At 71.4% G+C, this 4,409-nt stretch carries 6 protein-coding genes; 5 read left to right on the top strand and 1 reads right to left on the bottom strand.

Translation table 11 applies throughout. The features are described from left to right. The 5 genes from SACSA_RS26315 to SACSA_RS0116850 all read left to right on the top strand — a co-directional run. Positions 1-367, top strand: a 367-nt coding sequence (locus tag SACSA_RS26315; protein ID WP_019818925.1) for a thioredoxin family protein, incomplete at its 5' end; no start/stop codon positions are given. Positions 368-626: 259 nt separating this feature from the next. Continuing rightward, complete coding sequence (locus SACSA_RS0116870; RefSeq protein ID WP_028661963.1) at positions 627-1,061, top strand: DUF4395 domain-containing protein; 435 nt, start codon at positions 627-629, stop codon at positions 1,059-1,061. A gap of 77 nt (positions 1,062-1,138) precedes the next feature. Further along, positions 1,139-1,975: a sulfurtransferase gene (locus SACSA_RS0116865; RefSeq protein ID WP_019818923.1), complete on the top strand. Its 837-nt coding sequence runs from the start codon at positions 1,139-1,141 to the stop codon at positions 1,973-1,975. After that, entirely contained in the window at positions 1,975-2,280 is a 306-nt protein-coding gene (locus tag SACSA_RS0116860; RefSeq protein ID WP_019818922.1) for a DUF1416 domain-containing protein, read from the top strand. The genes SACSA_RS0116865 and SACSA_RS0116860 overlap by 1 nt, the downstream gene beginning before the upstream one ends. Positions 2,281-2,528: 248 nt before the next feature. Beyond that, the gene (locus SACSA_RS0116850; RefSeq protein ID WP_019818920.1) at positions 2,529-3,143 is read left to right on the top strand and encodes an FABP family protein; all 615 of its coding nucleotides are present in this window, start codon (positions 2,529-2,531) and stop codon (positions 3,141-3,143) included. A 267-nt stretch (positions 3,144-3,410) separates the two neighbouring features. Here SACSA_RS0116850 and SACSA_RS0116845 read toward each other — a convergent pair whose 3' ends face one another. Next, positions 3,411-4,259 carry an aminodeoxychorismate lyase gene (locus SACSA_RS0116845; RefSeq protein ID WP_019818919.1) on the bottom strand — a complete coding sequence of 283 codons (849 nt, stop codon included), beginning with the start codon at positions 4,257-4,259 and terminating at the stop codon, positions 3,411-3,413. Between the last annotated feature and the right edge of the window lie 150 nt (positions 4,260-4,409).

Genomic DNA, 4,409 nt, shown 5'->3' with positions numbered 1-4,409 from the left:
TCACACCGACACGCCGGGCCCTCAGCGGGGCGGGCGCGAGGCACTGCCCGGCCCGGTCGCCGACTCGCTCGCCGCCGACGGCATCACACTCGTCCAGATCTCCACGACCTTCTGCGCTCCGTGCCGGCACGCGCGGGCGGTGCTGCGCACGGTGGCCGACACCACGCCCGGGGTGCGGCACGTCGACCTCGATATCACCGAGCGACCCCACGTGGGCCAGCGGCTCGGTGTGCTGCGCACGCCCACCACGATCGCCTACAGCGCCGACGGTGCGGAGCTGCTGCGGGTCTCCGGGGTGCCCAAGCTCGACCGGCTGCGCCCCGCCCTGGCCCCGCTGGTGGAGGCCCACCAGGGCGACGGCCGGTGAAACGGAGCAGTCCGGTCCACTCGCGGTCAGGGCACACCGCTGGAGCCCGGCGGCCCCGCGAGCGCCCACGCGGCACGCGGCGTGTCCCACAGAGTGAACACGGTTCCCGCTCCGGGGCCGACTGAGTACGCTCGGCGGCGTGAACAGGCTGCCTACTCACCTCCTGACGCGGCGGCGCGCGGTGGACCTGTGCCGCGTGCGCAGCAGCCTCTGTTCGCCCCGGCGCTGACCCCGCCCGCGTCCGGATCTCGGAGGTGACATGCCCGCACCAGCACGCGTGGACCCGCGCGGTCCCCGCTTCGCGGCGGCCGTGACCACGGTCGTCCTCGCGGTCGTGCTGGTCACCGGCTGGTGGCCGGTACTCGCCGCGCAGGCCGTGGTGTTCGCCGTCGGCGCCCTCGCCGGGCCGACGGCCACGCCGTACGCGCTGCTGTACCGCCGGTTCGTCGCGGGCCGCCTGGCACCGCCCGCCGAACGCGAATCCGTGGCGCCGCTGCGTTTCGCCCAGGCGGTCGGCCTCGCCTTCGCCGTCGTCGGCACCGTCGGCTACGTCGCCGGACTCACCGCCCTCGGCATGGTGGCGACCGCGCTCGCGCTGTTCGCGGCGCTGCTCAACGCGGTCTTCAACGTCTGTCTCGGCTGCCAGGTGTATCTGCTGTTGCAGCGGGTCACACCCCGTACCGAGCGCGCCTGAACCGGACACGACGGCCGTCAGCGCCCGCGCCCGACCCCTGATCGATTCCTGCGAGTGAGAGAAAGAGAGTGCCGCCCATGAGTCGCGAAGACGTCCTGGTCACCACGGACTGGGCCGAGCAGAACCTGAATACCTCCGGTGTGGTGTTCGCCGAGGTCGACGAGGACACGACCGCCTACGACGGGGGGCACATCCCCGGCGCCGTGAAGATCGACTGGAGGAACGAGCTGCAGGACCCGGTGCGTCGCGACTTCGTCGACAAGGCCGGGTTCGAGAACCTGATGTCGGCGAAGGGCATCGGCAACGACGACCTGGTGATCCTCTACGGCGGGAACAACAACTGGTTCGCCGCCTACGCCTACTGGTACTTCAAGCTCTACGGCCACGACCGGGTCAAGCTCCTCGACGGTGGCCGCAAGAAGTGGGAGCTCGACGGGCGTGAGCTGGTCACCGGCGACGTGACGCGGGAGCGGACGAACTACACCGCGCAGGAGCAGGACCCGTCGCTGCGCGCGTTCCGCGACGAGGTCGTGCAGGCGATCAACACGAAGAACCTGGTGGACGTGCGCTCGCCCGACGAGTTCTCCGGCAAGCTGCTGGCGCCCGCCCATCTGCCGCAGGAGACGGCGCAGCGGGCCGGGCACATCCCGAGCGCGGTCAACGTCCCGTGGTCGAAGGCGGCCAACGAGGACGGCACGTTCAAGTCCGCCGAGGAGCTGGAGCAGCTCTACAAGGATGCGGGGCTGGACACCTCCAAGCCGACCATCGCTTACTGCCGCATCGGCGAGCGCTCCAGCCACACCTGGTTCGCCCTGCACGAGCTGATCGGGCTGTCCGACGTGAAGAACTACGACGGTTCGTGGACCGAGTACGGTTCGCTGGTGGGCGTGCCGGTGGAGACGGGGGAGAAGTGATGAGCGACGGATGCGGCGCCCCGGCGCAGACCGCCACGGCGGCCGACGCCGATACGAACGGCCAGGTGGTCGTCGCGGGCCGGGTGACCGGCGGCGACGGTCCGCTCGGCGGTGCCTTCGTGCGGCTGCTCGACTCCGGAGGCGAGTTCACCGGCGAGGTGCAGGCCTCCCCGGACGGTGACTTCCGCTTCTACGCCGCGCCGGGCACCTGGACCGTGCGCGCGCTGCACCGCACGGGCTCGGGTGAGACTTCGGTGACCGCCGACGCCCCGGGCGTCCACCAGGTGACGATCCCGGTCGCCTGACCCCTGTTGTCATGTCGTCAAGGCCTCCTTCACTGCGTTGAACGCAGTGAAGGAGGCCTTGACTGCACCGGGAGTGCGGTGTGACGTGAGGCCCGGGGGACGGTCGGCGCGGTCGAGGACGGGTTATCCTGCCGGGCGTGGAGATTATCTTTACGACGTTGCTGGTGTTGGCCATCGTCGCGTCCACGTGGTTCGGCGGCTACGTGGTGTACCGGCTCTACTCCGACAAGCGCTGAGCGTAAAGTCCGATGACCAGCGGTGACGACGCGATCCGGGCCGCCGCCGAGCGGGCCGAGGTGACCGGCAGGCGCAACATCCCACAGCTCGACGACCTGCCCATCCCGACGGATACGGCGAACCTGCGCGAGGGCGTCGAGTTCAACGACGCTTGCCTGGCGCTGCTGCCGCTCGTCGGCGTGTGGCGCGGCGAGGGCGAGGTCAGCTATCCGACGATGGAGCGCTCGTACCGGTTCGCGCAGCAGATCACGATCTCCCACGACGGCAGGCCGTTCCTCCACCACGAAGCCCGCGCCTGGCTGCTCGACGACGACGGCGAGGTGCTTCGCCCTGCCGCCCGTGAGACGGGGTGGTGGCGGCCCCAGCCCGACGACACCATCGAGCTGCTGCTGACACACTCCACCGGCATCCTCGAGCTGTACTACGGCAAGCCGAAGAACCAGGCGGCGTGGGAACTGGGCACCGACGCGGTGGTGCGCTCGTCCAGCGCCAAGGAAGTCACGGCGGCCAAGCGGCTTTACGGCATCGTCAACAACGGCGACCTCGGCTACGTCGAGGAGCGGGCGATGCAGGGGCAGCAGATGACCCCGCACTGCTCGGCTCTGCTCAAGCGCATCGTCGGCTGAGCCGACACGAACACCCCGTCGGCTGAGCCGACACGAACAGCCTCATCGGGTGGGCCGACACCGGCACCCCGTCGGCTGAGCCCGGACCGGACCGGGTTCCTCCCCTGCCGGGTTGGCGGGGTCGTCGGGTCCGTCGGCCCGGCACAGCTCTCCCGAGGGTTCCGCGACGGGCAACTCGCCGACCCGCCAAGGTCAACTCGCCGACGCGACCGGGCAACTCGCCGGCCCGGAAGGGGCAACTCGCGGGCCAGTGGGCGTGCGGTGAGATCAGGTGTACTGGGCGTCGTAGGCCCGCGCCAGTTCGGCGTGCGCGGATGTCGAGTCGGGCAGCGGGGTGCCGTCGAGGGTGTGCACACGGGTCAGTTTGCGCACCGATGACGCCAGGAACACGCCGTCGGCCGTGTGGAGTTCCTCGCCGGGCACCGGCTCCACCTTCGTCGCCCAGCCCGCGGCCTCGGCCGCGCGGAACACGGCACGCTGGGTAGTGCCCGGCAGGATGCCCACGGTCGGCGGGGACGTGTAGAGCGTGCGCCCCCGGGCCACGACCACGCTCGACGTCGGCCCCTCCAGCAGGGACCCGTCGGTGGCGGTGAACACCACGTCGTCCGCGCCGCGCCGGGCCGCCTCCCGCAGCGCCGCCATGTTGACGCCGTAGGACAGCGTCTTGGCCCCGAGCAGCAGCCACGGCGCGCGCTCGGCCAGGTCGGACGCGAAGCCCCGGTCGAGACTCACCACCGCGACGCCCTCGGCGCGCGCCCGCCGGACCTTCTCCTCGATCTCCATCCCCAGCGCATAGGCGAGAGGCTCGGCGTACGGATCGCCCTCGACGCCGCGCGTGTAAACCAGCTTGACCGCGATCTCGGGGCCACCGCTCCAGTTGTCGATGACCAGCCGGACGGCGCGCTCCCACGCGGAGAGGTCGGGCTCGGGCAGATCGAGCATGTGCGCCGAGCGTGCGAGCCGGTCCAGGTGCGGCCCGAGCTCCCTCGGCACGCCGTCGGCCACCAGAACGGTCTCGAAGATCCCGTCCCCCCGCAGCAGCCCGAGGTCATCGACACGGACGTGCGGCTGGTCGGGGTCGGCGAGGGTTCCGTCGAGGAAGGCGAGCACGCGCATGGACCCACCGTACTCACCAGCACCCCGCGGGCACCCGCGACACGCTTCTCGCCGCCCGTCCCTCGATCGTGCCCGCCGACCACCCACCACGCGCGCACCGCCGGCACCCACCACCCGGGCCGACCCGCCGACAGGCCGCCACCACTCCCG

Source organism: Saccharomonospora saliphila YIM 90502, assembly GCF_000383795.1.
In the GTDB taxonomy this organism is placed as follows: Bacteria; Actinomycetota; Actinomycetes; order Mycobacteriales; family Pseudonocardiaceae; genus Saccharomonospora; species Saccharomonospora saliphila.
The sequence above is the reverse complement of the archived record's forward strand: the minus strand, read 5'-3'. Positions and strand labels throughout refer to the sequence as shown.

Bases quoted from the DNA above. Each gene is read 5' to 3' on its own strand.
- SACSA_RS0116845 (WP_019818919.1), bottom strand. From the start codon at position 4,259: ATGCGCGTGCTCGCCTTCCTCGACGGAACCCTCGCCGACCCCGACCAG.
- SACSA_RS0116870 (WP_028661963.1), top strand. From the start codon at position 627: ATGCCCGCACCAGCACGCGTGGACCCGCGCGGTCCCCGCTTCGCGGCG.
- SACSA_RS0116860 (WP_019818922.1), top strand. From the start codon at position 1,975: ATGAGCGACGGATGCGGCGCCCCGGCGCAGACCGCCACGGCGGCCGAC.
- SACSA_RS0116850 (WP_019818920.1), top strand. From the start codon at position 2,529: ATGACCAGCGGTGACGACGCGATCCGGGCCGCCGCCGAGCGGGCCGAG.
- SACSA_RS0116865 (WP_019818923.1), top strand. From the start codon at position 1,139: ATGAGTCGCGAAGACGTCCTGGTCACCACGGACTGGGCCGAGCAGAAC.